Origin of the sequence: Streptomyces sp. NPDC056883, from assembly GCF_042788835.1 — a bacterium.
In the GTDB taxonomy this organism is placed as follows: Bacteria; Actinomycetota; Actinomycetes; order Streptomycetales; family Streptomycetaceae; genus Streptomyces; species Streptomyces stoeckheimensis.
Map to the genome: position 1 here is coordinate 1077761 of NZ_JBHUBS010000001.1, position 26586 is coordinate 1104346.

The 26586-nt window shown below is 70.9% G+C and carries 36 protein-coding genes; 23 read left to right on the forward strand and 13 right to left on the reverse strand.

Features of this window, described 5'->3' with window-relative positions; genetic code table 11:
* The first annotated feature begins 27 nt into the window (after positions 1-27).
* From ACFRU2_RS05165 to ACFRU2_RS05175, 3 genes are all read left to right on the forward strand, one after another.
* Positions 28-216, forward strand: coding sequence for a hypothetical protein (locus ACFRU2_RS05165; RefSeq protein WP_382967685.1), 189 nt, complete (start codon positions 28-30; stop codon positions 214-216).
* Between the two features lie 43 nt (positions 217-259).
* Positions 260-457 (forward strand): hypothetical protein, encoded by a 198-nt coding sequence (locus ACFRU2_RS05170; protein WP_382967687.1) that lies wholly within the window; start codon positions 260-262, stop codon positions 455-457.
* 83 nt (positions 458-540) lie between these two features.
* Entirely contained in the window at positions 541-1038 is a 498-nt protein-coding gene (locus tag ACFRU2_RS05175; RefSeq protein WP_382967689.1) for a hypothetical protein, read from the forward strand.
* An 83-nt stretch (positions 1039-1121) separates the two neighbouring features.
* Here the strand turns inward: ACFRU2_RS05175 and ACFRU2_RS05180 are convergent, their stop codons facing one another.
* Positions 1122-1340, reverse strand: coding sequence for a hypothetical protein (locus ACFRU2_RS05180; RefSeq protein WP_382967691.1), 219 nt, complete (start codon positions 1338-1340; stop codon positions 1122-1124).
* Positions 1341-1430: 90 nt separating this feature from the next.
* Between ACFRU2_RS05180 and ACFRU2_RS05185 the strand changes: the two genes are divergently transcribed.
* The 20 genes from ACFRU2_RS05185 to ACFRU2_RS05280 all read left to right on the forward strand — a co-directional run bounded on the left by ACFRU2_RS05185 (position 1431) and on the right by ACFRU2_RS05280 (position 13454).
* The gene (locus ACFRU2_RS05185) at positions 1431-2213 is read left to right on the forward strand and encodes a hypothetical protein (protein WP_382967693.1); all 783 of its coding nucleotides are present in this window, start codon (positions 1431-1433) and stop codon (positions 2211-2213) included.
* 255 nt (positions 2214-2468) lie between these two features.
* Positions 2469-2936: an RRQRL motif-containing zinc-binding protein gene (locus tag ACFRU2_RS05190; RefSeq protein ID WP_382967695.1), complete on the forward strand. Its 468-nt coding sequence runs from the start codon at positions 2469-2471 to the stop codon at positions 2934-2936.
* A 28-nt stretch (positions 2937-2964) separates the two neighbouring features.
* Entirely contained in the window at positions 2965-3489 is a 525-nt protein-coding gene (locus tag ACFRU2_RS05195) for a hypothetical protein (RefSeq protein ID WP_382967697.1), read from the forward strand.
* A gap of 2 nt (positions 3490-3491) precedes the next feature.
* Entirely contained in the window at positions 3492-3776 is a 285-nt protein-coding gene (locus ACFRU2_RS05200; protein ID WP_382967698.1) for a hypothetical protein, read from the forward strand.
* A gap of 126 nt (positions 3777-3902) precedes the next feature.
* A complete protein-coding gene (locus ACFRU2_RS05205; protein ID WP_382967700.1) occupies positions 3903-4487 on the forward strand; it encodes a hypothetical protein in 585 nt (194 codons plus the stop codon).
* A 32-nt stretch (positions 4488-4519) separates the two neighbouring features.
* Complete coding sequence (locus ACFRU2_RS05210) at positions 4520-4687, forward strand: pRL2-8 (RefSeq protein ID WP_382967702.1); 168 nt, start codon at positions 4520-4522, stop codon at positions 4685-4687.
* A 96-nt stretch (positions 4688-4783) separates the two neighbouring features.
* Positions 4784-5743, forward strand: a complete 960-nt coding sequence (locus tag ACFRU2_RS05215; protein WP_382967704.1) for an AAA family ATPase — start codon at positions 4784-4786, stop codon at positions 5741-5743.
* Complete coding sequence (locus ACFRU2_RS05220) at positions 5740-6006, forward strand: hypothetical protein (RefSeq protein ID WP_382967706.1); 267 nt, start codon at positions 5740-5742, stop codon at positions 6004-6006. Before ACFRU2_RS05215 ends, ACFRU2_RS05220 begins: the two co-directional genes overlap by 4 nt.
* On the forward strand, positions 6003-6212 hold the full coding sequence (locus ACFRU2_RS05225; RefSeq protein ID WP_382967708.1) for a hypothetical protein: 210 nt from the start codon (positions 6003-6005) through the stop codon (positions 6210-6212). The genes ACFRU2_RS05220 and ACFRU2_RS05225 overlap by 4 nt, the downstream gene beginning before the upstream one ends.
* 14 nt (positions 6213-6226) lie before the next feature.
* Positions 6227-6535: a hypothetical protein gene (locus ACFRU2_RS05230; RefSeq protein ID WP_382967710.1), complete on the forward strand. Its 309-nt coding sequence runs from the start codon at positions 6227-6229 to the stop codon at positions 6533-6535.
* Between the two features lie 99 nt (positions 6536-6634).
* Entirely contained in the window at positions 6635-6937 is a 303-nt protein-coding gene (locus ACFRU2_RS05235) for a hypothetical protein (protein ID WP_382967712.1), read from the forward strand.
* A 92-nt stretch (positions 6938-7029) separates the two neighbouring features.
* Positions 7030-7707: a GGDEF domain-containing protein gene (locus ACFRU2_RS05240; RefSeq protein ID WP_382967714.1), complete on the forward strand. Its 678-nt coding sequence runs from the start codon at positions 7030-7032 to the stop codon at positions 7705-7707.
* Positions 7704-8144 (forward strand): hypothetical protein, encoded by a 441-nt coding sequence (locus ACFRU2_RS05245; protein WP_382967716.1) that lies wholly within the window; start codon positions 7704-7706, stop codon positions 8142-8144. Before ACFRU2_RS05240 ends, ACFRU2_RS05245 begins: the two co-directional genes overlap by 4 nt.
* Positions 8141-8419 (forward strand): hypothetical protein, encoded by a 279-nt coding sequence (locus tag ACFRU2_RS05250; protein ID WP_382967718.1) that lies wholly within the window; start codon positions 8141-8143, stop codon positions 8417-8419. Before ACFRU2_RS05245 ends, ACFRU2_RS05250 begins: the two co-directional genes overlap by 4 nt.
* Before the next feature lie 216 nt (positions 8420-8635).
* On the forward strand, positions 8636-9064 hold the full coding sequence (locus ACFRU2_RS05255) for an NUDIX domain-containing protein (protein WP_382967720.1): 429 nt from the start codon (positions 8636-8638) through the stop codon (positions 9062-9064).
* Positions 9065-9170: 106 nt separating this feature from the next.
* On the forward strand, positions 9171-9698 hold the full coding sequence (locus ACFRU2_RS05260) for a hypothetical protein (protein ID WP_382967722.1): 528 nt from the start codon (positions 9171-9173) through the stop codon (positions 9696-9698).
* Complete coding sequence (locus ACFRU2_RS05265; protein ID WP_382967723.1) at positions 9695-10384, forward strand: hypothetical protein; 690 nt, start codon at positions 9695-9697, stop codon at positions 10382-10384. Before ACFRU2_RS05260 ends, ACFRU2_RS05265 begins: the two co-directional genes overlap by 4 nt.
* Complete coding sequence (locus ACFRU2_RS05270) at positions 10381-10911, forward strand: hypothetical protein (RefSeq protein ID WP_382967725.1); 531 nt, start codon at positions 10381-10383, stop codon at positions 10909-10911. The genes ACFRU2_RS05265 and ACFRU2_RS05270 overlap by 4 nt, the downstream gene beginning before the upstream one ends.
* Positions 10912-11220: 309 nt before the next feature.
* Positions 11221-12561 carry a ParB/RepB/Spo0J family partition protein gene (locus ACFRU2_RS05275; RefSeq protein ID WP_382967726.1) on the forward strand — a complete coding sequence of 447 codons (1341 nt, stop codon included), beginning with the start codon at positions 11221-11223 and terminating at the stop codon, positions 12559-12561.
* Positions 12558-13454, forward strand: coding sequence for a ParA family protein (locus ACFRU2_RS05280; protein WP_382967729.1), 897 nt, complete (start codon positions 12558-12560; stop codon positions 13452-13454). The genes ACFRU2_RS05275 and ACFRU2_RS05280 overlap by 4 nt, the downstream gene beginning before the upstream one ends.
* A gap of 1130 nt (positions 13455-14584) precedes the next feature.
* On the opposite strand, the gene ACFRU2_RS05285 is transcribed toward ACFRU2_RS05280, so the two are convergent.
* The 12 genes from ACFRU2_RS05285 to ACFRU2_RS05340 all read right to left on the reverse strand — a co-directional run bounded on the left by ACFRU2_RS05285 (position 14585) and on the right by ACFRU2_RS05340 (position 26145).
* Entirely contained in the window at positions 14585-18121 is a 3537-nt protein-coding gene (locus tag ACFRU2_RS05285) for a LysM peptidoglycan-binding domain-containing protein (RefSeq protein ID WP_382967731.1), read from the reverse strand.
* Between the two features lie 6 nt (positions 18122-18127).
* Positions 18128-18577, reverse strand: coding sequence for a pilus assembly protein TadG-related protein (locus ACFRU2_RS05290; RefSeq protein ID WP_382967734.1), 450 nt, complete (start codon positions 18575-18577; stop codon positions 18128-18130).
* Entirely contained in the window at positions 18574-19023 is a 450-nt protein-coding gene (locus ACFRU2_RS05295; protein ID WP_382967736.1) for a TadE/TadG family type IV pilus assembly protein, read from the reverse strand. The genes ACFRU2_RS05290 and ACFRU2_RS05295 overlap by 4 nt, the downstream gene beginning before the upstream one ends.
* Positions 19020-19442 (reverse strand): TadE family protein, encoded by a 423-nt coding sequence (locus ACFRU2_RS05300; RefSeq protein ID WP_382967738.1) that lies wholly within the window; start codon positions 19440-19442, stop codon positions 19020-19022. The genes ACFRU2_RS05295 and ACFRU2_RS05300 overlap by 4 nt, the downstream gene beginning before the upstream one ends.
* 26 nt (positions 19443-19468) lie before the next feature.
* Entirely contained in the window at positions 19469-19657 is a 189-nt protein-coding gene (locus tag ACFRU2_RS05305; RefSeq protein ID WP_382967740.1) for a hypothetical protein, read from the reverse strand.
* A 19-nt stretch (positions 19658-19676) separates the two neighbouring features.
* Positions 19677-20570, reverse strand: a complete 894-nt coding sequence (locus ACFRU2_RS05310; RefSeq protein WP_382967742.1) for a type II secretion system F family protein — start codon at positions 20568-20570, stop codon at positions 19677-19679.
* Positions 20567-21490: a type II secretion system F family protein gene (locus tag ACFRU2_RS05315; RefSeq protein WP_382967744.1), complete on the reverse strand. Its 924-nt coding sequence runs from the start codon at positions 21488-21490 to the stop codon at positions 20567-20569. The genes ACFRU2_RS05310 and ACFRU2_RS05315 overlap by 4 nt, the downstream gene beginning before the upstream one ends.
* Positions 21491-21512: 22 nt before the next feature.
* Complete coding sequence (locus ACFRU2_RS05320; protein ID WP_382967745.1) at positions 21513-23090, reverse strand: CpaF family protein; 1578 nt, start codon at positions 23088-23090, stop codon at positions 21513-21515.
* A complete protein-coding gene (locus ACFRU2_RS05325; protein ID WP_382967747.1) occupies positions 23083-23955 on the reverse strand; it encodes a hypothetical protein in 873 nt (290 codons plus the stop codon). The genes ACFRU2_RS05320 and ACFRU2_RS05325 overlap by 8 nt, the downstream gene beginning before the upstream one ends.
* Positions 23952-24641 carry an SAF domain-containing protein gene (locus ACFRU2_RS05330; RefSeq protein WP_382967749.1) on the reverse strand — a complete coding sequence of 230 codons (690 nt, stop codon included), beginning with the start codon at positions 24639-24641 and terminating at the stop codon, positions 23952-23954. The genes ACFRU2_RS05325 and ACFRU2_RS05330 overlap by 4 nt, the downstream gene beginning before the upstream one ends.
* A gap of 35 nt (positions 24642-24676) precedes the next feature.
* Entirely contained in the window at positions 24677-25249 is a 573-nt protein-coding gene (locus tag ACFRU2_RS05335) for an ATP/GTP-binding protein (RefSeq protein ID WP_382967751.1), read from the reverse strand.
* 287 nt (positions 25250-25536) lie between these two features.
* Positions 25537-26145, reverse strand: coding sequence for a hypothetical protein (locus tag ACFRU2_RS05340; protein ID WP_382967753.1), 609 nt, complete (start codon positions 26143-26145; stop codon positions 25537-25539).
* Positions 26146-26586: the final 441 nt, after the last annotated feature.

Consider the following 26586-nt stretch of genomic DNA (forward strand, 5'->3'; position numbering starts at 1 on the left):
ACCTACTCACCGAAGGAACCGATACCCGTGGCCGTGTCGATCTCCCTGGTCGTCCTGTTCGGCATCATCGTCTTCATCCTCGTGCGCACCGGCTACCAGCGGATCGCGCCGGGCATCGCCGTCTGCATGTTCGGCTTCTTCCTCGCCAACACCGGCATCGCCCCCACCATCACCAGCGCCGTCTCCTCCGTCACCGGATGGATCAGCAGCTTCTGACCACCCAGCCCGACCTCGCCGAACCGAGAAGGAGAACACGACGATGAACCGCCCCCTGGTCCTCGTGATCGACGACGCAGCCGACGTCCTGGCGGCCAGCCCCGAGGCCCGCGAGCTCGTCAACGAGCTGCTGCGCACCGGCCGCCGCAACGGCCTGGCGGTCCGCCTGGAAGGACGCGGTCCGCTGCCCCACTGGCAGTACCCGACGCCCAGCGCGCTCGAGGCCGCCACCCAGCAGTAGCCCGCCCACACCCCCACCCAACGCGCCCTTCCCGCCCACCGGCGGGGAGGGCGCGTTGGGTCTGCCCCGAAACGGAGATCACCGTGGACTTCGACCACATCACCCGCCCGCTCACCGACGACGAAGCCAGGGCCGAAGCCGAGCGGATCATCACGCGGTCCTTCCAGCCCCAGACACCGCCCGTGCGGCAGTTCCCGACGTCGTTTCGCGACGACTCCGAGGTCCCGGCGTACGGCGACACCCCGCCCGTCCATCAGGACGACAAGCGGATCGTGCCCGCGTGGGCGGCCGGGCTCGCGGTGGCCTCCATCGGGGTGGGCGCCGGCATCACCGGCATCGGCTGCGGAGCCTGGCTCGTGCTCCAGGGCCTGGCCTCCGTCACGCTCTACGGCGTCCTGATGGTCACCCTGCCGTTCGCGGGCCTCGCCATGGCCGCCACCGCGATCGGCGGCGCGATCAACAAGGCCCGCAGCTCCGTCACGAAGAACGTGTTCCAGGGCCCGGTCGTGCAGAACACGCGGATCAGCAACACCAGCAACCAGCGCGGGATGTTCTCCCGCACCCGCAACGACGTCCGCTGAATCCCGGACGCCCTGCCTCGTATCCGACACCCCGCCACGCAGGCCGGGCTTCGGGTGCGTGACAGGCCGTCCGGCCTCACGGATCAGTCGTAGTCGATCCAGATCCGGCCGTAGTCATCGACCTCGGCACCCCGGATCTGACCATCGACGATCGCGCCGTTGACCGTCACCTCGACGTCGTAGTCCACGTCGATCCACAGCACGCCGTCGTCGTCGGTGAACGCGGGCCAGATCGTCCCGCCCGTGTCCACGACCTGATCGAAGACGACTTCCTCCGGGTCATCGCTGGTGAACCACCCCATCGCGCCGCCTCCCCTCTCCGGTCCTGTCCCGCACAGCCTGTCCCACTCGCACGCCCCGTGAACACCTCATCGACAAGCAGGAGTTGCTCCGTGCCGTCCAACGACAACACCCCCCGCCAGAACCGCCACGAGCTCACCCACCTCCCCGTCGCGTTCCCGAAGGCGCCGCCCAGGGCGCCGCGGTTCGCCGCGCTGCGCGACAAGCTGCGGGCCGGATGGAACGACGCCTGGGACGTCGACGGCGTCCTCCACGAGATGTGGCAGGACGTCCTTCGCGCTCCCGAGGACGGTCCCCGGTACATGGCCCCCTGGATCCGGGCCGTCCTGATGGTCGCCGGAGTGTCCTTCGTCGTCCTGCTGGCCAAGGCCGCCGGGCATGTCGTCCTCCAGGCGCTGCACCAGCTGCTCACCGCCGTGCCCAAGGTGCAGGTCGGCGTCGACACCTCCAGCGGGGTCGCCGCCGTCGTCGACCAGCCGGTGCGCACGTACATCGCGCAGCACTCCGCCGGCCTCGTCGTCGAAGGCTCCACCGTCTACACGCTGTGGCTGCTCACCGGCCTCGCCGGCCTGATCCTCGGCTTCCTCTCCAAGAACAACGGGGTGCGCGCCATGTGGAGCGGATGGGGCGCGGCCACCGTGTTCATGGTCTGGACGGCCACCCCGGAGACCGGCCGCACCGTCGCGGCCGGGCTGGCCGTCCTCGCCTGGACGTTCCTGTCCGCGTTCGCGATGCGCGGCCTGACCCTGCGCCGCCGCGTCGTCATCGGCCGCCCGGCCAAGGTCACCGTCAAGCCCGAGATCCACGTCCCCGTCCAGCCGCCGGCCCCGGCCGCCGAACAGCACCCGCACACCGGCTGCCCCTTCCGGGACTGACCCGGTCGCTCCGCCTGGTCCTCGCTCACCCGCACCTCGGGTCGAGCGAGGGCCGGACAGGCCGACCGGCCACCACGCGCCCCGCCGACCAGCACGACGTCGGCGGGGCGCGGCGCTTGCTGTCCACCGACATCAGGAGGAACCGCTCGTGCTCACTCCCCGCCCGCGCCGCCGGATCGGCCGGCCCCGCCCGCAGCGCCCCGGCCCCCGCTACCCGAACCTCCCCCACCGCCTGCCCGGCACCTGGAGCCGGTGATGCCGCGCCGCCGCATCAGGCGCCGCCGCGAGGTGGCGGTCCGGGTGCCGCGCAGCGAGGCGGCGCTGCCCGAGTTCGACCGCAACACGGTGCCCGAAGGGCTCGTGACCCGAAGGCAATTACGGGAGATGCAGTTGAGCCCCGGCGCCAATGCGGGCCCGGTCGCGATCCTGCGCTGCAAGCTGTGCGCGACCCGCCCGCAATGGTCCTGCCGCCATCCCAACCGCGGCTTCCTGCTCCGCGTCGACCTGGCCGCGCCCAAGCGCGCCCCGTCGCTCGCCCAGGAATGGGCCCTGGACCGGGCGATGGCCGCACGATCCACCTGCCCCGAATGCGGGCGCAGGTACTGGTTCTGCCTGCCACTGCGCACCCAGGGCCGCTGCGACCCCTGCGCCCAGGGCTACGAGCCCAGCCCCGACACCTACCTCGCGTCCACGGCCCCGGTCACCCACCGCCTCGCCGCCTGACCAACGAACCCCACCCAGGAGCGTCACCATGCCGCTGTTCACCCGTTCCGCGCCCGCCCCCGAGACCTGGACGCCCGAGGGCACGCTCGTCTCCCAGCGCTTCCGGGCGCTGGAGGGCGCGACCGTCCTCGTCTACACCGCCGACACCGACCGGGTCAGCGCCCGCTACGCCATCGCCTGCCTCGGCTGCACGCACCGCGCGGACCGCAACACTGCGGGCAACGTGATGTCGGAGACGGAGGCAGCCCAAGGCGCCAACGCCCACGCTGCGACCTGCCGGGCCGTGCCGCGCAGCGTGCCCGCCCGCCCCGACGACACCGAGGCCGCGAAGCTGATCCGCACCCGACTGTGGGCGCGCCGCTACGGCGCCCAGCCGCACCTGGTGAGGCTCTCCGACTTCACCGCGCTCCGCGTCGACGTCCAGCGACCTACCGACTGGATCAAGGCGTTGCTGGTCGACATCGCACGGTCCGACCCCGGCTTCCTCACCGCTGCGCCCGCCAACTCCGGACAGGGCACACGCTTCACCGTCCAGCCCTTCGGCCGGCCCTGACCATGCGCGCCCGCACCGCTGTGCTGGTCGCGGCCGCAGTGCCCGTCACGGTCGCCGCGGCCGCCGCCATCCTCAAGGCCGGCCACTGGCAGCTGCACGCCGACCGGTACCGCATCGAGCTTCAGCCCCGTCCCCGCCGCTCCTGCACCGACTGCCGGGGCGCGGGCGGCTGGTGGACCGGCGGCGCTTTCCCCGAGATGGAGGCGTGTGGCTGCTGGGCAACCCGGCGCGAGCTGCGCATCCGGCTCCGGCACGGCGCGGCCTGGCCGGACGAACCGCCGTTTTGAAACGACCTCCGCCCCGGCCACGCAGGCCGGGGCGGAGACCGCTCGCGGGGTCGGCCGCAGCATCGGCAAGAGGCCGGCCGCCCCGCTTCCCCGTCACCCGAAAATCGAGATCAGGAGACCTCCAGCATGCACCGTCTTTCCCTCACCACCGAGCGCCTGGCCCTGTTCGGCACCCTGCTGGCGACCTTCGGTGAACTGCATCCCGCCTGCGACCACTGGGTCCAGGGCTCGAAGACGGCCTCGCGGAAGCGGCTGTACGGCCAGGACCTGGTCCACGCCGACGGCTCCCCCGCCACGCCGGACTCCACCCGCCCGACCATGACTACCAGCACGCTCGGCAGGCGCGCCGTGGCCAGCCACGTCGCCTCGTACACCGCCGTACAGCTCGGGGCGACCATCGCGATCACCCGCGCGTTCGGCTACCGCGTCACCCCTACCGCGCTGCTCGCCGGAGCGGCCATCAACGCCGGAACGCACGCTGCGATCGACCGCGGCGCCGTTCTGCTGTGGCTGGCGAAGAAGACCAAGAAGACCGGCTACATCGAGCACTGCCAGGCGGTCCGCCTCAACGACGAAGGCGCGGTCAGCAAGGAGCTCACCGGGCCGGGCAGCTCGTGGATGGAGCTGGATGCGGCACTCCACCGCGCCATCGGGATCGGCGCCGCCGCCGTCACCACCTGGCTCACCACCCGCCCCGGCGCCCGCCGGTGACCCGCGCCTCGACCCGCATGAGGACGTCTGACATGGCGAGCACCAAGGCAACGAACCCGCCCCGCGGGCAGTGCACGCAGTGCTGGTACCACGCGTACGCCAGCCGCGAGGCCCACGCCGGACTCGGTCCGCGCGAGGACTGCTCGCAGTGCGTGGCCCACATGAACAACGGCCACCCCGACCACATGATCGTCCGCTGACGGCGCCACACGCAGCCGCCGCACTCCTCACTGATCACGCTGGGCAGCGCCTCATCCGCGCTGCCCAGCGCCCTCACCCGCAAGGAGAGAATCCGCATGACCGAGCTGATCTACCCGGAGATGCCCGAGCACAGCCTCGTGATCCTCATCGGCCCCTCCGGCGCCGGGAAGACCACCATCGCGAAGACGTGGCCCGCCTCGCAGGTCCTGTCCCTGGACGCGCTGCGCGAGACGGTCAGCGACGACGCCGGGGACCAGGCCGCGACCGCCGACGCGGTCGCCGCCCTGCACCTGCTTCTGGAGGCGAGGATGCGCCGCCGGCTGTTCACGGTCATCGACGCAACCAACGTCACGGCCGCGGCCCGAAAGCCGCTGGTCGCCGCCGCCAACCGTCACAGCATGCTCCCCATCGCGGTCATGGTCTCCACCCCCGGCAGCGTCTGCATCGAGCGCCAGGGCCCGCGGCCCGCCAACCGCACAGTGCCGCAGGACGTGGTCATTCAGCAGCGGCAGGACATGGTCAACTCCCACCGGACCCTGAAGGTGGAGGGAATCCCCGAGATCGTCTTCTCCGACAGCCTCTGCCGCCTGCTGCCGTACCTGGAGCGTCTGAGCCAGACCCGGCAGGCCGACCTCGGACTGGACGGCAGCACCGGCCTCGGTGACCTGAACCTCGTACGGCGGGTGTTCGGCGAGGAGATCCTGCCGCTGTGGCGTTGGAAGCCCGGCTCGAACGCCGCCGGCGGCGACTGTGTCGCGGAGATCCGCCTCGGCCAGCAGTACCTCACCCTCGCCCTGCGCACCGACATCGACGGTGGGGGAGACATCGGCTTCGACGTCGCGGTCCCGTGCCCGCACGACGACGAATGCACCGGCCGTGCCTGGGCGCCCGCCTACAGCGTCACCTGCCTCTTCCGGGCACTCAACGGCGACCTGGACGACGACGAGGACATCGTCTGCACCGTCCACGGAGCCAACGACGGCGACGACCAGGAGGACGACTCCGAGGGCGGTGCCGACCTCGAAGCGCAGGTCCTGGAAGCGATCAGCGGATGACGGGCACGACCCCCACGCGCGGATGGGACCAGGCCGTGTCCCGGTGCGGGCGGTGCGGCACCGAGCACACCGCCACGACCGAGACCGACTACCTCAAGGCCGTTCGTGCCCACGGTGACGCCCACACCGTGTGGGACCGCCTCAACCCAACCGAACGCGACGGCCTCGCCTCGATCCTGCGCACCATCCTGGCCGCGCCGGACCTCGCCGCAGAGCTCCTGGCGCTCGCCGACCGGAAGCCGGCCGGAGGCGCGAGCCGGTGAGCCGCGCCGCCGACGGACCGCACCCGCACCCACTCACCCCGGCCGAACTCCCCACCGGTGACCACTGGTGGCAGGGCTGCCCGGACTGCACCACCCCGATCCAGGGCGGCGCGGCCGCCCTCACCGCCCACCGCCGCACCGTCCACGACCCCCGCCGCGACTACGGCGACCACCGCACCCCCATCACCATCCGGCTCGACCTCTGACAAAGGAGGCCCTCATGGCCGTCCAGACCGCCCACACCAACACCTTCACCGCGCTCGACACCTGCTTCACCGCGGACCTCGCCGCCCTCATCGGCAGCGAACCGGCGCGCGGCCTCACCCCGAACCAGTTCCTCGACCTGGTCGAAGAGGTCCGCGACATCCTCGCCGACTCCAGCCTCGGCAACTTCCAGGACGCCAGCGAGGAACTCGACTCCGCCGCCACCTACCTCACCGACGCGCTGACCGAGCCCGGCGCCGATCAGCCCGCGCTCCTGGCCCGCGCGCGGACCCACCTTCGCGACGCCATCGAGACGGCCAGCTGAACCCCGCCCTGAGTTGAGCGCACTCTGTGCCGCCCCGGACCCCGTACCGCCGGGGACGGGGCGGTCGCAGTGGCCCCTCAACACAGGAAGGAGACGGACGTGCCGCTGCCCTACTTCGAGGTGGATGTCCCCATACGCAGCACCGAGGCACCCGGCCTGCACGGTCTGCACGTTTTCACCGGCCGGGCCGACAGCCACAGTGCCGCCGTACGAATCGCCCACGAGGTCTACGACGCGGCACGCGCCGCTCAGGAGGCCGGGCACGAGATCCCCCACGGACGGCCGGACGGCTGGGGTGCCTGCGGGTACCGGCCCGGCTGGGAACTCGACTGGCCCGCCGCGACCGCCGGCCGCTGGACGAACCCCAACAGGTGGGCCAAGCCCAGCGCCTTCGAGCTGTAGCTCTGCCCGGGACAGGCGCACATCGGCGTCCAAACCAGTCTGCCCGTCCCGGGCCCACCCAACCCGTACGAGACGAGAGGGAGATCCTCAGTATGGACTCCGCCTTACACGCCCGGGGCCGCTTCGGCCCGCGCACCCTCCTGATCACCACCGCCGCCGTGCCGCTGACCGGCTGGGTGGTCCACGCCGTTGCGCTGCACAAGAAGCTCGCCGCCACCAAGCGCGACCCGCTGACCGGCCTCCTGCGCCGCGACGCCTACACCGCCCGCGCCCGCCGCCTCCTGACCCGCCACGGCGACAACACGACCGTGGTCATGGTCGACGCCGACCGGTTCAAGCAGATCAATGACGATATGGGACATGCGGCCGGGGATACGGTCCTCGCCGCGTTCGGTGCCCGGCTCACCGCGTGGGCGGGCCCACGTGCGTCCGTCGGCAGGCTCGGGGGCGATGAGTTCGCCGTGGTTCTGGAACTGAGCGCCGGCCACCGGGCGCAGCGTCTGGAGCAGCTGATCCGGATGCTGCACAGGCCGGTCACCCTGGATGACGGCCGCATCGTCGACGTCGCCGCCTCGGTCGGCGCCGCGGCCCCGGGTTCGGTCGGCTCCCGCGACCTGTCCGTGCTGCAGAGGGCCGCCGACGCCGCTCTCTACGACGGCAAGCACTCTGGCCACGCTGTCCTTGCGACGCGCCAGCACGTCACGGTGGCGTCCATCAACGGGCGCCGGGCCGGCCGTCCGGGCACCAGCGTGTGGGGACGGGCCGCATGAGCACCGCGACCTTGCCCGAGGGCGACTGGATCCGCGGCATCAGCATCCGGCAGCCACACGCGGCCTGCATCCTCACCGGGGCCAAGACCGTGGAGAACCGCCCCAACCGGTGGCGGACCGGCTGGGTGCTCCTGCACACGAGTCAGACCCTCGACCGGCCCGCCCTGAGCGTCCCGCTGATCGGCCGCACGATCCGCGACAGCCAGCTGGTCACCGGCGCGGTCGTCGGCATCGCCCGGATCACCGACTGCCACCAGGACCCCGCCGGCGCGCCGCTCTGCTCGCCGTGGGCACACCCGGGCGCCTGGCACCTGGTGCTCGACGACGTCCAAGAGCTGCCCCTGCCCGTCCCCGCGCGGGGGCAGGTCGTGCCGTGGAAGCCGACGCCGGACCTGCTGGAGCGCGTCTTCCAGCAGCGGCCCGACTTCCGGCCGTGACCACTCGGAGCAAGAAGAAGCCGCCGTTCGAGCCGGGCCTGGTCCCGGCTCCCGGCGCGCTCCTCGAATGGCGCGACAGCCAGCACTTCGACCACTGGCAAGACCGCCCCTGCGCGCTGTGCGACCAGTCCACGCGGCTGCGCTCCCACGCCGGGGAGGCCGTCCACAAGGCGTGCGCTGAGGACTGGATCGCCGAGAACCCCGTTGAGGCCCGCCTCGGCCGGTTCGCCTCCGACACCCAGCCCAAGAGCACCCAGAGCGCCACTCACGCCTGAACCCTCCCCTTCGGAGGCCCCCATGAGCAGCACTGACCGCGACGTCGACCGCGCTCTCGTCTACCCCGAGCCGCCGGCCTCCCCGCTCTGGCACCGCCACGGCGCAGCGACAGCCCGGCCCCTCACGCCCGCTGAGCAAAAGCGCAACTGCGAGCTCCTGCTGGGCGCGCAGCGCACACCCCGACCCCCCACCCAACGCCCCACCGAGAGGTGCACATGAGCGAGACCGAGACGTTCGAGACCATCCGCTACACCGCCGACGTGGTGGTCCTGACACCCGACGGCGATGCCCTGCTGATCGAGCGCGACTGGCCCCCGTTCGAAGGCCACTGGGCCATCGCCGGAGGGCACGTAGACATTGGAGAGACCAGCCGTCAGGCCGCCGCCCGCGAACTGGCCGAAGAGACCGGCGTCCACGTGGCCGCAGACGACCTGCGCCAGATCGGCGTCTTCGACCAGCCCGACCGCGACCCCCGCGGCCGGTACGTCACCGTCGCCTACACCGTCACCGTCCCCGCCGGCACTCCGATCATCGCCGGGGATGACGCCCGCACCGCCCGCTGGTGGCCCCTGAGCAAGCTGCCGGGCCGGCTGGCGTTCGACCACGCCGACATCCTCCGCGCGGCCACGGCTCCCAGGGCCTGAACACGCCGCACGCCCCGCGACACCGGAGCGCCGCGCCCCACCCTTCCAGCCCAAGGCGCGCCGCTCCCTCACTCCCACCGCCGTCAGCAACTCCGAAAGGTCCCGCGTGTTAGCCACCCTCATCACCGCAGCGCTCGCCATCGTCGCCACCCTGCTGGGCGCAATCGTCTCCGGCCGCTTCCAGGAGCGCGCCGCTGAACGGCAGGTGCGCGTCAGCCACGGAGAGGCGATCCGACGCGACCGCCTGGAGGCCGTCACCGCGCTGGCCTGCGCCGCCAGCGACCACCGCACGGCCATGTGGAGGCGCGGCGATGCAGTCCTCAAGGGCGCCGGCCCCGACCGGATCGAGACGCTGCGCGGCGAGAGCCACATGACCCGCAGCGCCGTCACCCGCCCGCTGGTTGCCCTGCGCGTCCTCTTCGAGGACCAGGCCGTGCGAGCCGCCGCCGACCGAATGATCACGCTGACGTACGCAATCCGGGACGCGTACGCCACCACCGAGGGCCTGACCGCCGCCCGCGAGGCCGCGAAGAACGCGCACGACCAGTTCGTGAACACCGCCGCCCGCTACCTGAGCCCGGCCCTGTCGAGCGGCCCGGGCCACCTCACCCCTGAACGGGAGTCCACCCGATGAAGCGACCCTCCTTCCGCCGCTGCGGTCACGCGCCCGGTGCCCCCTCTCCCGAGGACCAGGCCGTCGTCGACCAGTTCCGCGCGATGCTCACCGCCGTACGCAATCCGCAGCCCTGGACACCCGGCCACACGCAGGACATCGCCGTCCGGGTCGGTCCGTTCATCGAGCGGGCACACACCCGGCCCGGAGACAACCACGGCCCCGAGATGATCGCCGTCGCCCTGGTCCACCCCGACACCCCCAACGCCGTCGCCTACCTGAGCGGCCGCCACCTCGGCTACACCGAACGCGGCTGGCTCCGCTGCGACACCACCACGATCCTCGGCACCTGGCAGCCCGGCTACGCGCTACTCACCCACGCCGCCGCGAACCTCCCCCTGCCCGACGACATCGGCATGCACCCCGCGCACTACGCCCTCCACGTCGAGGCCCGCAAGCACGACGACGCCCTTGCCGGCCACACCCTGCTGCGCCTCGGTCCGTATACCCAGACCCGGCACGCCCAGCAGGACCTCGACCGGATCGCCGCCACGCTGGAGGGCCGAGAAACCATCGCGGCGCCCGGGTTCCGAGTCGCCGCGAAGCTCGGGCCGTTCGACGTCCGCGACCACCAGCTGTTCGCCGACCCGTACGAAGCCGACGCCGTCGCGCTCCTGGACGCCGCCCTCGCGAGTGTGAGCGCATGACCACCCCGATCCGGTACGAGATCGCGACCAGCGAGGGCGACGACGGCACCAGGCACCCCGTCGAGAAGCTCTGGACGCCGCGCACCGACGACGCACCCGACAAAGGCTTCGTCTCCCATCGCGGCCTATACGTGACCGGAATCGACGGCCCGACCGAGGACCATCTCTACCCGATCGCGTTCGTCGTCCTCGGGCATCAGAGGTGGAGCGACGTCATCGAGGCTACCGCCGCGTACATGTCCCGGATCCACGGCTGGCGGAACCTGCACCTCTACCCCGGCGACGACCCGACAGACCTCATCCTCCGCATCCCGCGAGCCGTCCACACCCACGGCGTCTTCTTACGGCACCCGCACCCCGAACACGGCTGTGGCTGCGAGTGGGATGACACGTGGCGCATGATCTGGGCACCAGCAACCGAGTCCGGAGCGGTTCCGATTACTGCCCTGCGGCACCCGGCCGCACTGGTGGCCGCCGCAGACATCCCGAACCCTGATCAAGGTGCCCCCGCGACCTGGGCGGCCTGATCCGCAATTCCCCTCGCAGAAGCCCTGTTCCCGGCACCGCCGGGGACAGGGCTTTTTCTGTTTTGTGAGATTTCTGAGATTCTGTCCGTTGCCGTTTCCAATGGAAACGGCACCCAGTCCAAGGCAACCGCAGCGCACATGGTCCTCCGTCAGATCCCGTGGGGGGACCGGCGTTTCCATTGGAAACGGCAGCGCCGCGCGCAGTGGGACCTTGGCTGCCCATACTCGGGTACGCGCGAGGGGCTGAGCGTTTCCAATGGAAACGGCTACTCTCGGGCCGTACTTTCATGCTGTCGTCCTGGAGAATCTATGGCTGCCACCCTCCCGAGGCCCAAGCGCACGAGCACCAACCCGCCCCCTGCGGCTCCCGCCAAGGCGGAGACGTTCTACCGGGGTGGCAAGGACCGCAGCGGTGACACCGTTGAGCTCCACCCCGATGACCTCTGCCCCAACCCGTTCAACCGGCGGGCCATGTCGGGTATCGAGGAGCTCGCGGCCACGATCGAGGAAGTCGGCCTCCTCCAGAACATCGCGCACATCCCGGCCGATGTCTGGCTGACGCACTACCCGGAGACAGCTGAGAAGATCACCGCCGCGAACGTCATCCTGTTCGGCGAGCACCGGTGGCGCGCGGTCCGGTCCCTGGGCTGGGAGAAGATTCCCAGCGTCCTGATGGACGACAGGGTCACCGATGCCCGGCTCATCACCCTCATCGAGAACCTCCGCCGCGCCCAGCTGAGCCCCCTCGAGGAGGCGGAGCACTACGAGGCCCTGCGAAGCAGCGGGCTGTCGTACGAACAGATCGCGCAGAAGGTCGGGGAGACCGCCAAGGGAGCCATCTCCAAGGGCACCGTCTGGAAGCGCGTGCAGCTGCTCAACCTGGACCCGACGGTCCAGGGCGCGCTGCGAGACGGCACCTTGGCCGTCAGCTCTGCGGAGAAGTTCCAGAAGATGAGCGCCGAGGACCAGCGGGAGGCAGTGACCCTCGTCCAGGGCGGTATGCGTCCGGTGGAGGCGCAGACGCAGATCCTCGCGCGGCAGCGGCAGGCCGAGGACGCTCGCGACTCCGAGGAGACCCCGGGCGAAGACGCCGTTTCCAATGGAAACGGTCCGGCTCCGGAGCCCACGGCCGTTTCCAATGGAAACGCTGCCACCAAGCCCCGGGCGCCGAAGAAGGAAGAGCCCAAGCCGTCGGCCGACCAGTACGAGCAGGACCGCAGCACCGCGGCCGCGGCCCGGGACGCTGCCTGCCAGCTCCTCGTCGAGACCGTCGACACCGGCGACGCGGGCGACGCCAAGCTCCTCCTGACGGCCATGACCGGCGCCCTGCTGGCACCGCAGCAGCAGTCCGCTGCTCAGCAGCGGGCCCTGGTCTGGCTCCGACGGGCAGATCGCCACAGCATCGACGACCAGAACGCCGGCGCCTACTTCAACGCCGTACAGGAGTCTGGTGACGGCGACCTGCAGAAGCTCGCTGCCTTCGCGAGCGCCCTCGCCGCCGCGGAGCTCCGTACCGCTGCCCGCCGGCACTCGTGGGGGAGCCGCGAGGTCGGCTACCTCCGCCTCCTCCAGGACCACGCTCAGTACCTGCCTGAGACCGCGTGGGAGAAGAAGGAACTGGGCTTGGACACCACAGGAGAGACCGCGTGACACGCATCGTAGAGCCCCGTTTCCGCCCCCGTGGGCGGCGCCATCCCAAGATCTACGCCTTCATCCTTGAGTGCGGAGGCTCAACCAAGACCACCAGCGCGACGTCGATGGCCACCGAAGCGGCACTCCGCGGGTACAAGGGCACGATCTTCGACTTCGACGCCAACCGGTCCACGACCACGATCCTCGGCTACGACGAGGAGGCGATGAAGGGACGGAAGACCGTCCTCGACCTCATCCACGGAACCGCCACCCTGGACGAGGTAGCGCTGCCGGCCCGCTACCGCATCGGCGACGGATACGACGACGACGCCTTCGCCTACATCCCCGGACTGCGCATCGTGCCCAGCTGCAAGGAGATGTCCACCGCGGACACCGCCATCGCCGAGGACGCGGACCGGCAGGACTGGTTCGCCGAGATCCTCCTCGGCTACGAAGGCGACGAGGACGACGTCTTCTGGCTCGACTTCCCCGCCAGCTACGGCAAGATGGTCTACTCCGTGATCCGCATGCTCGACGAGGACGACTCGGTCATCCCGTCGGTCCGTGCCGACCCGAAGGACGTCAAGCTGCTGGTCCCGCTGTTCGAGGAGCTGGACCGCGTCCGGGAGAAGAACCGCCTCCGCCGCTCCGTGCCCGGCCGACCGACGGTCAGCCACCTGATCCTCACCGGCACCCCGACCGCCAGCTACACCGAAGCCTCAGCCAGGAAGGCGACGGCTCTCGCCGAATCGCTGTACGGCGACATCCTCACGCCGTACATCCGCTACTCCGCCGACGCGAAGAAGCTGTACGACGACTGCTGCCCCCTGCCCATCCTGCTGCCCAACTCGGTGCCGGCCGTTGACTACCGGAAGCTGATGACCCACATCGGATTTCCCGACCTGACCTGACCGCCGTTTCCAATGGAAACGGCATGGGCCCGGCATCCCCTCGTGGGGTAGCCGGGCCCTTCTGCTCTACGACGGCCTCCTCCGGTGTCGGCGGTACTGCAGCCGTACCTGAGCCGGCGCCGTAACTTCGTGGGGCTGCGCACGCTCCGGCTGGGGAAAGGCTCATCAGCTGGCGCCTCGAGAATGGCCGATGACCGGAGCCCGGCTATCGGCCACCCACATGTCCCCTCGGGCGCCGGCCGTGACCGATGGCGGTATGACCGACGCCGTGGCGGTGACCGATGGACCGGTGGCCGATGCCATGACCGGTGATCGCGTGACCGATGCCCTGACGGGTGACCGACAGCCCCGTGACCGATGCGGTGACCGGTCACCAGTGACCGGTGGCCTGTTCTCCATACCCGTGACCGATGGTCGACCTGGTGCGGCCGAGAACGGATCCGTGACCGGTGACCAAGCTGCCGCGTCGGTCAATTCGTCATGGCCGATTAGGCCCCCGGAAGCCGATGACCGGCTTCCCCGCCTGACCTGACTGCCGTTTCCAATGGAAACGGCAAGGACCCGGCCGCCCCCCTTGGATAAACCGGGCCCCCTATCCGGCGACCTCTGGGTTCTGCGGAGATTGCCTTCCAGACCTACCTGAACCCCCGGAGCTGTGGCCACGTCGGGCCGCGCACGCTTCCGGTCGGTGAGCGGCTCATCGACCGCCGCTTCAGGAGTGACCGATACCGGAGCCCGGCCATCGGCCACACCATGTCCCCGAGGGTGCCAGCCGTGACCTATGAAGGCGTGACCGATGCCGTGACCGATGGCTGATGGCCCGGTGACCGATGCCGTGACCGACGACCGGCCGGGTGCGGTCGAGCACGAATCTGCGACCGGTGACCGATCTGAGCCTCGTCGGTCAACTGGTCATGACCGATCCGGCTACCGGAAGCTGATGATCCCCGACGGGACTCGACTGCCGTTTCCAATGGAAGCGGCAAGGGCCCGGCCACCCGCCTTCGGGGGTGGCCGGGCCCTTGCTCTTGGCGAGACAGTCCGACGTCGACTTCCTCCCTACCGTGGCGGCCACGCGGCCGTCACCGCCGAGGGCCGGGGTGAGCGTGAAGGAACAGCGGTCGCGAGTCCTACGCCGAGCCCGATGCAGCTGACTGGCGCGAACGTGTACGAGCAGGGTTGGGGCGTGGCAGAAGGTTCTGGAGGAGCTGGCTGGTCTCGGCCTCCATGTCGACGCCCCCGTCTCCGCCGAGTTGCTCGTTGATGTGTGCGAGGCGGGCGGCTGCGTCGCGGAGCGCGCCGAGGTCGCCGGCGGTGTGGTGGGCGAGGAAGAGGCAGCGGTGTAGCACCTCGTTCTCCTCGCAGGCGAGGAGGCCTTGCCTTGCGGCCCAGAGGGCGGTCGCCGTGTCGCCTGCTTCGCGGCGCCGGGTGGACAGCTCGTGGGCGACGTCCGTGATGGTGGAGATCATCTCCTGGATCGCGGGTTCAGCCCAGGCGTAGCGGCGGGGGTTGGTGCCTTCGAAGGGGCGTCCGCGGACAAGGGCGAGGGCGCGGCGCAGTGCGAGGTCGCCGTCTTCGTCGTGGTGGGCCAGCCCGGTGTGTGCGAGGCGCTGGAAGCGGGTCCAGTCACAGGTGACTGCGGGTCCGAGGCGGTATCGGCTGTCGCCGGTGTCCTGGACGAGGGGGAAGTGGGGTTTGCCTTCCGCGTCCTTGCCGAGCCAGGAGCGGGTGCGGGAGACGGCTCCGCTGCGCATGCTCGGGTTGCCGAGGTGACCGGGCCACAGGGCGTTGTCGATGGCGTGGTGGTCGACACCGGTGTTCAGGGCGAGGTAGGCGATGAGTTCGGTGCTGACGGTGCGGCGGCTGGAGTCGATCCGGCCCGTCGCGCCTTCGATGAGCACGGGCCCAAGGAGCAGCACTGAAGGTGCTGCCGCGTCAGCGGACTCGGTTCGCGCAGGCTCGTCCTCGGCTGCACCTTGGGCGTCGGAGGATTCCGGGGGCAGTGGTGCCGGTTCCGGGATGGTCACGTGGACAGCCGGCCCGGCTGCGGAGCAGGCGGGCGTTGTGCTGCCGAGAGTCTTCGTGGGGAGCGCGTCGTCTTCGGCGAGGACGTCGGCGAGGGTCAGGCCCACAGGGCCGGCCGCCTCGCCAGTGATCGGTGTGAGCGGAGTGTTGGCCGTGGGAGGGGTGGGGCCGGCGTCGTCCTGGTCCTCCGAGGCCTCCGCGAGGTCCGCGCTGATCGCGTCGTCCGGCATGGGCTCGTCGTACTCGTCGGGGAGTCCGTCGATGTCCGCACCGAGGAGAAGGTCCTCGCTCGGCTGCCCGGGCTCAACCGGATGCCCTTGGGCGCCGTCGATATCGATCCCGGCGATGTCGTCCTCATCGTTGTCGCTCCTGGTCCCGGCAGGGGCCGGAACATCGGTGTCGGTGTCCGCGATGGTGAGCAGTTCGATGGCGTCGGCGAAGGTCGCGGCGTTCAATCCCTGGAGACGGATGGGCAGGTTGGAGCCCGGCAGCATGACGATGCCGTCGGGTCCCTGGCAGTCCAGGCTCCAACCGGCGGCGGCGCTCCCTCCGGTGCCGGAGACGACGAAGGCGCCGGCGGCGCGCGGCGTCGCGGTGAGGGCGTCCAGCAGGAAGGTGGGGACATCCCCGTGGGCTAGGTCTTGGGCGAGGAGGATGTGCGGGGTCCACGAGTCGCCCGCGTCGTCGAGGAGGCGAGCGGCCCGCAGGCTGGTCGCGCCGAGGGCCGCAAGGGTCCGGCGCTGGTCGGCCGTGTGGTCGACGAGCTCGTCGGCAGCCTCGCTGAGTGAGCTGGCGCGGACGACTCGTTCGGGGACCGCGGTCTCCAGGCCGGCCGCGGCGTCGGCGTACGTGGTGACTTCGAGGTGTCCGGGCAGGGGAGTGCTGGCCAGCTCGACGGCGATGGCCTGCAGGACGTGCTGGGCGAAGTCGGCGTCGCCGCCAAGGTGCAGGATGCCGATGTGCTCGAGGTCGACCATGACCAGGTGACCCGCGGTGTCCCAGCCCAGGGAGACCAGCGCGGGGTAGGGGACCTCCGCGGTCTTCAGCGCGTCATCGTCGGCCAGGTGTGGGCTGCTCGCTGAGCAGGTCCACAGGCTTTGGCGTGCGACCGCTGCGGTGAAGGGCTTCATCGGTGCGCTGTCGTGGGCGAGGTGGAGTTCGATCTTCGTGTCGTGGACCACAACCGCCTCGATCGCGGGTAGGTCGCGGCCGGTTCCGGCGAGGTTGAGGGCGAGGCTGCGCAGGGCCCGGTCCAGGAGCGCGAACCCGGTGGGGTGCTGCGCGGCTCGCAGCTGCTGCTCGGTCTCGGCGGCGCGACCGCTGGGCATGGCGATGCGTCGGCCTGGTCGCCGCCGGCGCTGCTGGAGGATCCGGCGAACCGTGAGGGTTCCGACCAGAGCCGCCGCCAGTGCCCCTGCCCCCATGAACACGGCGGCCGGCAGGGCAGTGTCCGAGTCCTCGTCCTCTGCCACAGTTGCCTCCGGCGTTTCATGGTGGGGCGTCGTGGGCGTCGGTGATGCGACCGGTGCCGGTGTGCTGGGTGCGGCACTGCTCGGCGGGGGAGTGGCAGGGGTAGCCGAGGGCGGTGCCGGCTGCTGTGCCTGGTCCGATGGCTCATCTGTACCGGGGCTCGGGGTGTGCGTGTCGGTGTCTGCTGCGGGGGGCTTCGCGGGGACTTCTGCTGTGGTGGGCGGCGGGGTGGTGGTCCAGGACTGCGGGAGGTCCAGTACCTGGCCGGGGTAGATCAGGTCCGGGTCGGTGAAGGTGCCGCCGCCGGGCTGCGGCTTGCCGCGGTTGGCTTCGAAGAGGGCCGGCCAGTCATCCGCTTCACCGTGGCGGTCGGCGATGTCCGAGAGGGTGTCGGCCGGCTGCACCGTCTCGGTAGTGCCCGCGGCCGGCACGGCCGCGGAGGGACCGGCCGCAGCGGGCGCCGACTGCTCCCCGGGTGACGGGGGAGTATGGGCAGCCGCCGGCCCTGCGGGGTGCGCGTCGGCGGGGAGAGTGAGGACCACGCCCTGGGGAAGGTACTGGTCGCCGGCGACGAGTTCGGGGATGGTCGGGTTGAGGGCTGCGATGTCCTTCCAGCGCTTTCCGTCCCCGAGATACTGCTCGGCCAGGTCCCAGGGGAGCTCCGTCGAAGAGGACACGGTGTGCTTCGGCGCGGGCGCCGCGGAGCTGTTGGAGGACGCTGGTGTCGAGGTAGCGCTCGTTCCGCCCGAGGCGTTCGTCTGGAGGGCGCTCACCGTGGCGGCTGCTGGAGGGGTTGCGGCGTTGGCGGCGGCCGCCGGGGCGAGCAGCACGATCGAGCCGATCAGGAACCCGGCCAGTGACTGCAGACCTCCCAGCCCCCGGAGCCGGGGTGCCTTCTGCCGCCGCAGCAGTGCGAAGAGTTCGACGAGCGTGGAGAACGCGAAGAGGGCCCAGGCGGCCCAGCCGATGCAGGTGAGGGCTGTGAGGAACAGGCTGCCGTCGTCCTGCTGGGTCAGCAGGTCCCAGCCAGCGGCCAACTCGGTCGGCTGGTGTCCGACCGCGAGCAGGAGGATCGGGATGCCGGCGACGAGCGCGATCAGCGCGACCAGGCCCAGGAGCGCCCGGAACAGGCGGCCGAGAGCGCGGAGTGGAGCGGGGGTTCGGGTGGCCACGGTGGCTCAGCCTCCAGCTTGGGTGTGCAGTCGGGCGTGTGCGGTGCCGGACACGCTGATGGCCGTCTTGCCGACGAACGCGGCGAATTTGGTCTGGTAGGTGTCGCGGACGGTGACTTGCAGGCGCTGGCCGCCGTCGGTGATCGACACCTCGCCCTGGACGTTCTGGGCGGCGAGGTAGTCCTGGGCTGCTCCGATGGCGGCGTCGGGGTCGACGGTGATCGCGGTTCCTTCGACGGCCTGGGCGACGTTCAGCTGTTGGCCGGCGGCGCGGGCGGCTTCCTGGGCGAGGCCGGTTGCGCGGTTCGTCGCGTTGAGGGCGCCGCCGCCGTCGACGAGGAGCCCCATGATCATGATGATGCCGAGCGCGGCGACCGCGTAGAACGGGGAGAGCGAGCCGCGGTCAGAGCGGCGGGCCCGCAGCCGTGCGGCGCAGCGGATGAGGATGGCGATCACTGGCGGCCTCGGTAGCTGTCGATCGGGCTGGTCCAGGACGACTGGAGGGTGCGGGATCCCGGCAGGCCGGGCAGCCCGATCTCGCCGAGCGGAGCCGTGCAGGAGACGGTGACCCGGACGGTGGCGTCCTGGCCGAGGTCGAGCGAGTAGCCGGAGGTGTCGACCGAGACGCTGGACGAGGCGCACCGGATTCCCTCTCCGGTGAGGCTGCGGGCCGCTGCCGCCGACCCGGCGGCCTGAGCGGTCCCGGCATCCCGTTCAAGGGACGCGGCTCGCGCGGCCGCGCGGGCGGCGGACTCGACGGCGCCGGAGGCGTCGGTGACCCGCCCGAACGCGATCATGAGGAGCATCAGGCCGATGATGGCCGGCGCGAGGATGACCGTCTCGACGGAGTAGCTGCCCCGGTCGCCGCGCTCGCGCCAGGTGAAGCGCCGTGCCCGCGTCACGGGGCCGCGACCCAGCGCTCGACGGGTGCCTCGGCGTGCTGGACGACGGAGAGCTCGAGGCCGGGGACGAGGGTGGCGACGGTGCCGCGGACGGTGATGCGGATCTGCTCGGCGCCGCTGCCTTCAGAGGACACGGTGGCGCCGCGCACGCTGCCGTACTTGGCGAGGAGCTCCTGGGCCTGGGCGATGCCGTCGCCCGGGCCGGAGCCGATCTGCCGGCCGGCTTCCACACCTTGGACGGCGGCGGAGCGGGCGACGCTGCGGGCGTGGAAGTACATGCCGGTTTGGATCGCGGCGAAGGCCAGGACCAGCACGATGGTGGCGAGGACGGCGAGCTCGACGCTGCCCGAGCCCCGGTCCCCTCGTTGTTGCAGGCGTGCCCGGAGGCGCCCCCATCGGCTGCTGTCCTGGTCTTTCACTCCGCTCCCCTTCTTCGTGCTGTGGTTCAGGCCCCGATGAGGGGGATCTTGGCGTCGGTGAAGGTCTTGATCGCGGCCACGACGGCGATGGCGATGGCGATGACGACTCCGGCGATGAGCGCGAGTTCGGCCGAGGTCTGTCCGGCGTCGCCGCGGTTCTTCCGCAGGCGCTCCCAGCGGGCGGCGAGCAGGACGGTCAGCGGGCGCAGGTTCATGATTTTTCTCCCTTTGGGGTCAGCCGTTGAACAGCGAGACGATGGGCGGAAGGATGACGAAGATCAGCATGAGGAGCACGCCGAACGTCACCGGCAGCACCATCACGGTGGAGGCTTCGTTGGCCTGGGCTTTGGAGTCGGCGAGGATCGCGACGCGCAGCTGGCGGGCCTGTGCTTGGAGCGTGGTGTAGACGGCGGCGCCGTCGCCCGCGAGGGCGAGGGTGTCGGCGGGACGGGTCAGTTCGGGGATGTCGAGCTGCTCCCCGAGCTGCTTGAGGGCGTCCCAGACGGTGGTGCCGGACAGGTCGGCTTCGGCGAAGGCTTGCCGCATCCGTTCGAAGATCCAGCCGTCACCGACCTCCGCTGTCTCCGTGAGGGCCTGGGCTGCGCCCGCGTTGGCGATACGGGCGAGTGCGACCCGGTCGAGGTAGGAGGCAGCGGCGTGCCGGACGATCAGGCGGGCTGCGGCGGCGTCCTTCTTGACCTCGCGGACCGGCCACATCCAGAAGAACACGGCCAGTGCCAGGGAGGCTCCGACGGGCATGACGAAGGGGAAGACGACGCCCAGGAGAGCCAGGAACGCTGCCGCGAGCTGCATCAGGACCAGCCCGTACAGCGCGAACAGGAAGCGCTTGCCCAGGTGCTCGGCGGGCGAGATGCGCAGGAGTGCCAAGTCCCGCATCGGGAGGGCGATCCGGTCGCCGGCCGCAGCCAGGATCCTGACACCGACTCGTTCGGGCATCGACCCGGTTCCCTCGGTGGGAGCGTGGGTCAGACGGGTTGAGGTGTGGGCGACGTCGAGGCGGTTCAGAGCGGTGGCGAGGTCGGGCCGGGCCGGCCTCAGCGCCCGGATCGCCAGGCCGACGAAGGCGCCGGCTGCTGCGGCCGGCAGGATCGCGGAGAGAGGGATCATCGGAGTCCTCCCGACAGGGTGGCCGGGTCCGCGAGCTGCGGCAGGGGGTTGAGGAGGCGCGGGTCGGGCTTGGTGCGGGCGGCACGGCGCAGCCAGGACAGCGTCCAGGCGAACAGGCCGCCCAGGATGGCGAGGGCGACCTGCCCCAGCGGGGACTGGTACCAGGCGGACCAGGCCGAATTGAGCATGCAGCCGATGAAGACCACGCAGATCACCACGGACACGATCCTGGAGGACTTGCGGACCTTCGCGCGGTCGGACTCGATGTCCCGGGCGTCGGCAGCCTGCTGGTGGATCGTCACCGCGAGGGCCTCGAGCGCGTGGGACAGGCCCGGACCCTTGTAGACGGCGTGGGACTGGAAGAGCAGCACCACGTGGTCGGCGACCCCGTCGGCGAGTTCGTCGGCGAACCCCGCGAACGCCAGCTTGGCGTCCATCCCCGACCGCAGCCGCTCCGACAGCAGCCGGACCTGGGGCGCGATCGGGCCGGGGGCGTTACGGGCGCTGGAGCGGATGGTCTGGGTGAGGCTGATGCCCGCGGTGTGGATGCCCGCCAGCCCGTTGAGCCACTGCCCGATCGCCTCCAGGCGCTCGATGCGCTGCTCGGCAGCCGTGCCCGGGTTCAACAGGAAGGGCAGGCCGATGACAGCGGCGCCGGCGAGCAGGCCGTGGACGGGCCAGCCCGTCCACGCCCACACGCCGAGCGTGACCACGGCGGCGGCCATGCACAGGTGCCGCCACCGGCTCTGCCAGGCCGCGGGCAGCTCGGATCGTGCCCGCTGGAGCCGCCCGGCCGTACGGGTCGCGGGCTTGCCCGGGTCCACGATGCGTCCCCGGAAGGAGCGGACGGCGCCGATGCCCGCGAGGACCATCAGGACGGCACAGAAGGCGGCGACCAGGGCCAGCTGGCTGGAGTTCACCGGGCCTCCCAGGTAGATGCGGTCATCGGCTCACCAGCTGCAGAGCGGGTCCCCAGGCGTTCTCGGGCTCGTGCGCGGTGAGCCACTGCCGGTAGAAGCTGCCCGTGAGTTCGAGGGAGTCGATGAAGGAGGGCATGTTGCGGTAGACGGCGCGACGCTCGCTGCCCTGCGGGGCGAAGAGTTCGGTGGTGGTGGGCCGGCCGCCTTCACCGACGACGTCGTGGATCTCGTACACGTGGCTGACGAAGCGGTGCTTCCTGCCGCCGATCGCGGTCTCGTCGAGGTAGGTGAGGTAGATGACGACGTCGATGGAGGACGCGATCAAGTGGTGGGCCGCCTCCGTCTGCACACCGGCGTTGGTGCACAGCTGCACGAGGCGGCTGATGATGCCGTGGGGCCGGCGTACGTGAAGGGTGCACATGGAGCTCTTGCCGCCCGAGGACATGGCGTCGAGCATGGGCAGGATTTCCTTGGAACGGACCTCTCCGACGATCACCCGGGTCGCGTTGTACCGCAGGGCGGTCTCGAACATCTCCGAGATGGAGATCGCGCCGGCCTTGTCGCCGCCTCGGACCTCGCCGTTGGACTGACGGGCTTCAAAGGCAAAGGTGAGAGGGCCGGGCTTCTCGGGAGGACCGGGGTCGTCCAGGTAGAGCTCGCGGTCCGACTCAAGGGTGACCAGCCGCTCGCTCGCGGGGATCTCGCGGCCCAGCGCGCGCAGCAGACTCGTCTTGCCGGCGCCCATGTCGCCGACGACCAGCAGGTTCAGCTTGGCCTGGACGCAGGCGATCAGGAACGCCTTCAGGAGCGGGTTGATGGTGCCCCACTCGAGGAGCTTGTCCAGGCCGTGCTCGCGGATCCGGTGCTTACGGATCGCCACGGAGGGCCGGCTGGTGAGCAGGCTCGCCGTGACGCGGGAGCCATCGGGCATACGGAAGCCGACGTTCGGGGTGGACTGGGTCAGCGAGCGTTCGCCGTGCCCGGACAGGCCGGCCATCCTGTTGACCCAGGCGATGAGCTCGCCGTGGGAGTCGGAGACCTTGTCGATGGTGCGCCGGGGCTGGTCGTAGTACTCGATGTGGGCCGTGAGACCGTCGACCATGATGTCCTCGACGCCGTCCTGGTCCAGGAGGGACTGCAGCCGGCCGCCGCGGAACATCGCGTCGAAGACGGCATCGCCTATCGCCCGCTCCTGCAGCGAGCTCAGCGGGGTGTTGCCCTGGGCATAGAGGGTCGCCCAGTTCGCGACCGACGCGTTGACCAGGGAGCGGGCCCGGGCCCGTCGGTCTTCGTCATCCAGCAGCCGGGTGGGGTCCTCGGCCGTGAGGCTGCGGGACACTTCGGCCTGCAGGGACTCGATGACGTCCCAGGTGACGGGCAGTTCACCGGGCAGCCCGGCGAGTCGGGGGACCGAGGCCGCTCCGGCCGGCGCTGCAATGGCCGCAGGGCGTGTCGCGGGGACCGCGGGCAGCGCGGCTGGCGCCGCGGGCGGCAGGCTGTGGCCGGGAGCGCGGCTGGGGCCGATGCGGCCGGCCAGCAGACTGGTGATGTCCGCCGGCCCGGCAGCGGCGGGGCCGGGGCGCTGGTGGGTGTCAGCCACGCGAACCCGCCCCCTGGTTCAGGCGCTGCAGCACACCCGAGAGCTGCGGGTACGCCGCTGCGGCCGGCTGCGGGTACTGGCGTTGCAGCGCACGGCGCGAGGACGCCGCCCGGAAGTCCTCGGCCGCGGTCCGGGCCCGGGCCAGCAGGGTGGCGCGCTTGCTGCGTGGTGGGGGCCCGCCGTAGGTGAGGTAGCTGGCGGTCTCCGGGTCGAAGGGCAGCGTGGCCAGGACCGGCAGGCGCAGGGTGTCGGCGACTTCGTGGGCGCGGACAGCTCCGTCCTCGATGAGGAGCAGGCCCAGGGCGTCCGCTCCGGAGCCGCGCTCGGCGAGTTCGCTGCGCAGGGGTTCGACGATGTGGCGGGCCAGCGAAAGGGACTGCTTCGTGCCGCGTACGACGAGCAGGACCAGGTCCGCGCCGTGGAGCAGCGGGGCCGGGGTCAGGACCGGGTGCAGGTTGCCGGACTCCAGGGCGATGCGGCCGCCGTCGATGACGACGTCGTAGCCGCCCTCATCGGAGAGCACCCGCATCACCTGCGCGAGCGCGGGCCAGGTCCGGCCCAGCGCGGCGGCCTGCCCGGGGTCGGTCAGCCCGGGCAGGACCTTGCGGTTGCCGGAGGCGTCCAGCGGGATCAGGTGGCTGGCGAAGGTGTGCGCGAGCGCGTCGTCCCCAGCGCGCTCGGCGGCCGCCAGGTGGTACAGCCCGTACGAGGCATCGACCCGGCCTTCGAACAGGCCGGCGCGGACGGTGCCCCCGGCCGGGTCGCACTCGGCGAGCAGCGAGGGCCTCGACGAGGCAAGGGTGAGGGCCAGGGCGCTGGTGGTGACGCCGCAGGACTTCGCGGAGACGAGCGCGGTCACCGTCATGAGGTGCTCCGTGCTTCGCGGACCAGGGCGACGCGGCCGGCCGAGGCCCGGGTGGCCAGGAGCGGGCCGTCCGAGACGGCCACGGCCAGGTTGATGACGACCGCGCCGGAGGCGTCTGGCCGGCTGACGGAGACGACGACTGCCTTCACCGAGACCGGCGGGGCCTCGACTTCCTTCCCGCTGCCCTGTTCACCCTGGGCGGGCACGGTGACCGCGAGGACCTTGTCGCCGGGGACGAGGGCGCCCGCCGGGGCCTGGCCGCGCTTGATCTGTACACCGACCTGGGCCTTGTCGTCTCCGAGCCCGGTGCCCGCGTTCAGCTGCGAGGCCAGGAGCAGGCCGCCCTTGCGCAGGTCCACGGCCGGGCGCTTCCCGATGACCGAGGCACGGTCGGTAGCGGGCAACGGGGTGAGCGCGGCGTCGGCGGAAACCTCGGCGATAACCACGTCGGCGTCGGTCAGCGCCTGCCCGGCCGGTACGTCCTGCGCGATCGCGAGGACCTTGGTGCGCTCGCCGACCGAGGTGACCGCGGCGGCGGCGCCGAGCGCACCCGCGACGGCCAGCACGGTGCACAGGGCCGCGACCCCGTAGCGGCGTTGGCGCTTGACGGGGACGGCGGTGGTGATGGGCAGGTCGGTGCGCGGGCCGGCGGGGCGCGGCACCGGCGGGGCGACGGGGGATTCCATACGGGTGCCTCTCGGGGAAGAGCAGGTGCGACGTGCTAGTTGAGGACCTGGACCTCGGCGACGGTGATGTCCACGGAGGTGGTGCGGACTTCGGTGAGCTGCCCGGCCTGGGCGCCGCCGGTGACCTGCCAGTCGATCGACCAGGTCGAGGTCGCGGTCACGTGGTACTTCCCGCCTGCGGTGGACGACGGCGCCGTGTAGCGGTGCCCGCAGTCCGGTGAGGGCGTCTTGCCGTACTCCGCCTTGTAGGGGGTCCCGGCTGTAGTGCAGGTGACGGACTTCCCGTCGCCCATGTTCCACACGATCTTGCTGACCCTGGCGGTGGCCGTGACGCTGACCGGGCCGATGGAGGCGGACGCGACGTTCGGGCCGTACGTCTCGGGGCCCGTCGCGGTCCACATGTAGACCGGCATGCCGACCACGCCCGTGCCGCCCGGCTTCGGCGTGATCCCGATCGCCGGCGGACGCAGCAGCATCTTGTCCACGGCCTGCTGCGCGACGACCGCAGGGTCGATCACCGGGCCTCCGCCGCCGGGCGGGGCCGTGGTGAAGATGTTCCTGACCTCGTGCATGCCGGTCACGTTGTCGAGGCAGTCCTCGAAGTACATCGAGACACCGGGCTGCCGGCCGTTAGGCCCCCACAGCGAGCTGTCGTCTGCCGGTTGCGGGTCCGCCAGGGTGTAGGTGCAGGTGTACCGGCCCTTCCCACCCCCGGTGTCGCCACCACCACCGCCAGTGTCCCCGCCGCCCGGCGGGTGCGTCGCGCCGGGACCTGGAGGCGTTATGACGATCGGGCAGACGAAGTCGGCATCACACCCGGGCGGCACGGCAGCAGCTGGGGTGGGGAGAGTAAGCGCAGCCGCAAAGGGAAGGATGAGCACGGCGTACCGACGGGCTAGCACGGCTGATCCGCGTGCAGCTCGTACTTGAGCACCTTCCACGAGCCGTCCCATCGCTCCAGAAGACTGGTGATGACGTACTTGCTCACCGGGCTGGAAGCCACGGGAGCCGGCTGCCCCGTCTTCTTGTCGACGATCTGCCACTTCGATACGTCCAGGCAGCTGGAGACCTTGACGTTCGGGGTCTTCTTCTCCAGCTCGGCCGAGGTCACGGTGGAACTGGAGACGACAGGCTCGCCGGTCATGACCCTGCCGTTCTTCGTCAGGTTGCCGACGGTCGCCTCGGCCTTACTGAGGGCCTCAGCGGCGGCATATAGCTTTAGGTCCGTACCCTCGATCGCCGGAATCGCGAAGGCCTTGGGCACCTCCGTCCAGTACCCCTTATAGGCGGTGAGGGCATCCGCCTTCGCGGTCTCCGCCGGATCAGCTGGCGCCTTGCTGGTTGGTGCTGTGGATACGGGCGGGCTGACGGGCGTGCTCGCCTTGCTGTCGGGTTCCTTGGACGAGGTGCAGGCTGAAGTGAAGATTGCGCAGGCGGCGAGGAATAGGGGGATGGACCGGCTGCGATTCCTTCCGGTCCGACGGCGCAGTTCAACAAGTGCCATGGGTACCGCTACCTCCCCGTAGAACCGAGCCAGAATCTGCTGGCGCAGGCAGCCGCAAGCCGTTGCGCGCTTAAACCTCAACCGCCACATCCAGCCGGACCTTCCCACACGTTACGCAGAGTTTGGTCAACACCGAAAGCGGTTAGTGCAGTTCACGGACACGCGATGGGAACAAACCGGCATGTTTTCGCACACCGACTAGGTCTCCTCGGAACTAAGTCCGAAAGGTCGGACATCGGCAGCAGGAATACACGACGAGCGGCGCCTGGGCGCGGAGCCTCGTCAGTTCGCCTACGGACCAGTAGCCCCTCAGAGGGTTGGCCAAATCTGGAACCTGAAAGGCTGAAAATCTCCGCAACCATCTGCGCTGGCCCCTCAGGGGCAGTTGATATTAGGTTTCCGGCGGTTTCGGGCCCGAGGAACCGGACTGCGTCTGGAACA

Coding starts and splice junctions, on each gene's coding strand:
- ACFRU2_RS05170 (WP_382967687.1), top strand. CDS start 260: ATGAACCGCCCCCTGGTCCTCGTGATCGACGACGCAGCCGACGTCCTG.
- ACFRU2_RS05180 (WP_382967691.1), bottom strand. CDS start 1,340: ATGGGGTGGTTCACCAGCGATGACCCGGAGGAAGTCGTCTTCGATCAG.
- ACFRU2_RS05190 (WP_382967695.1), top strand. CDS start 2,469: ATGCCGCGCCGCCGCATCAGGCGCCGCCGCGAGGTGGCGGTCCGGGTG.
- ACFRU2_RS05195 (WP_382967697.1), top strand. CDS start 2,965: ATGCCGCTGTTCACCCGTTCCGCGCCCGCCCCCGAGACCTGGACGCCC.
- ACFRU2_RS05200 (WP_382967698.1), top strand. CDS start 3,492: ATGCGCGCCCGCACCGCTGTGCTGGTCGCGGCCGCAGTGCCCGTCACG.
- ACFRU2_RS05205 (WP_382967700.1), top strand. CDS start 3,903: ATGCACCGTCTTTCCCTCACCACCGAGCGCCTGGCCCTGTTCGGCACC.
- ACFRU2_RS05210 (WP_382967702.1), top strand. CDS start 4,520: ATGGCGAGCACCAAGGCAACGAACCCGCCCCGCGGGCAGTGCACGCAG.
- ACFRU2_RS05215 (WP_382967704.1), top strand. CDS start 4,784: ATGACCGAGCTGATCTACCCGGAGATGCCCGAGCACAGCCTCGTGATC.
- ACFRU2_RS05220 (WP_382967706.1), top strand. CDS start 5,740: ATGACGGGCACGACCCCCACGCGCGGATGGGACCAGGCCGTGTCCCGG.
- ACFRU2_RS05230 (WP_382967710.1), top strand. CDS start 6,227: ATGGCCGTCCAGACCGCCCACACCAACACCTTCACCGCGCTCGACACC.
- ACFRU2_RS05240 (WP_382967714.1), top strand. CDS start 7,030: ATGGACTCCGCCTTACACGCCCGGGGCCGCTTCGGCCCGCGCACCCTC.
- ACFRU2_RS05245 (WP_382967716.1), top strand. CDS start 7,704: ATGAGCACCGCGACCTTGCCCGAGGGCGACTGGATCCGCGGCATCAGC.
- ACFRU2_RS05255 (WP_382967720.1), top strand. CDS start 8,636: ATGAGCGAGACCGAGACGTTCGAGACCATCCGCTACACCGCCGACGTG.
- ACFRU2_RS05265 (WP_382967723.1), top strand. CDS start 9,695: ATGAAGCGACCCTCCTTCCGCCGCTGCGGTCACGCGCCCGGTGCCCCC.
- ACFRU2_RS05270 (WP_382967725.1), top strand. CDS start 10,381: ATGACCACCCCGATCCGGTACGAGATCGCGACCAGCGAGGGCGACGAC.
- ACFRU2_RS05275 (WP_382967726.1), top strand. CDS start 11,221: ATGGCTGCCACCCTCCCGAGGCCCAAGCGCACGAGCACCAACCCGCCC.
- ACFRU2_RS05305 (WP_382967740.1), bottom strand. CDS start 19,657: ATGAACCTGCGCCCGCTGACCGTCCTGCTCGCCGCCCGCTGGGAGCGC.
- ACFRU2_RS05310 (WP_382967742.1), bottom strand. CDS start 20,570: ATGATCCCTCTCTCCGCGATCCTGCCGGCCGCAGCAGCCGGCGCCTTC.
- ACFRU2_RS05325 (WP_382967747.1), bottom strand. CDS start 23,955: ATGACGGTGACCGCGCTCGTCTCCGCGAAGTCCTGCGGCGTCACCACC.
- ACFRU2_RS05330 (WP_382967749.1), bottom strand. CDS start 24,641: ATGGAATCCCCCGTCGCCCCGCCGGTGCCGCGCCCCGCCGGCCCGCGC.
- ACFRU2_RS05335 (WP_382967751.1), bottom strand. CDS start 25,249: ATGTACTTCGAGGACTGCCTCGACAACGTGACCGGCATGCACGAGGTC.
- ACFRU2_RS05340 (WP_382967753.1), bottom strand. CDS start 26,145: ATGGCACTTGTTGAACTGCGCCGTCGGACCGGAAGGAATCGCAGCCGG.